The organism is Microbispora sp. H10830 (assembly GCF_014161375.1).
In the GTDB taxonomy this organism is placed as follows: Bacteria; Actinomycetota; Actinomycetes; order Streptosporangiales; family Streptosporangiaceae; genus Microbispora; species Microbispora catharanthi.
Genome location: NZ_JABBWX010000053.1, coordinates 1 through 948, shown reverse-complemented (window position 1 = coordinate 948; position 948 = coordinate 1). Strand labels below are relative to the sequence as shown.

Genomic DNA, 948 nt, shown 5'->3' with positions numbered 1-948 from the left:
TCTCTAGGGGGCCTTACCCACACAAGGTGGTGGGAGACCTCATCTTGAGGCGAGCTTCCCGCTTAGATGCTTTCAGCGGTTATCCCTACCGAACGTAGCCAACCAGCCGTGCTCCTGGCGGAACAACTGGCACACCAGAGGTTCGTCCGTCCCGGTCCTCTCGTACTAGGGACAGCCCCTCGCAAGTCTCCTGCGCGCGCAGCGGATAGGGACCGAACTGTCTCGCGACGTTCTAAACCCAGCTCGCGTACCGCTTTAATGGGCGAACAGCCCAACCCTTGGGACCTACTCCAGCCCCAGGATGCGACGAGCCGACATCGAGGTGCCAAACCATCCCGTCGATATGGACTCTTGGGGAAGATCAGCCTGTTATCCCCGGGGTACCTTTTAGCCGTTGAGCGACACCGCTTCCACACGCCGATGCCGGATCACTAGTCCCAGCTTTCGCTCCTGCTCGACCCGTCAGTCTCACAGTCAAGCTCCCTTGTGCACTTACACTCGACACCTGATTGCCAACCAGGCTGAGGGAACCTTTGGGCGCCTCCGTTACCTTTTAGGAGGCAACCGCCCCAGTTAAACTACCCACCAGACACTGTCCCCCACCCGGATTCACGGGCGCGGGTTAGACGTCCAAAACGACCAGAGTGGTATTTCACCAATGACTCCACGATAACTAGCGTTACCGCTTCCCAGTCTCCCACCTATCCTACACAAGACGCTCCAAACGCCAATGTCAAGCTGTAGTGAAGGTCCCGGGGTCTTTCCGTCCTGCTGCGCGAAACGAGCATCTTTACTCGTACTGCAATTTCACCGGGCCTGTGGTTGAGACAGCGGGGAAGTCGTTACGCCATTCGTGCAGGTCGGAACTTACCCGACAAGGAATTTCGCTACCTTAGGATGGTTATAGTTACCACCGCCGTTTACCGGCGCTTAAGTTCTCACCTTCGC

The 948-nt window shown here is 57.5% G+C and carries 1 rRNA gene; it reads right to left on the bottom strand.

Annotation, left to right across the window (positions count from 1 at the left end):
- Window positions 1-948, bottom strand: a 23S ribosomal RNA gene (locus HHX35_RS42345); the annotation flags it as partial.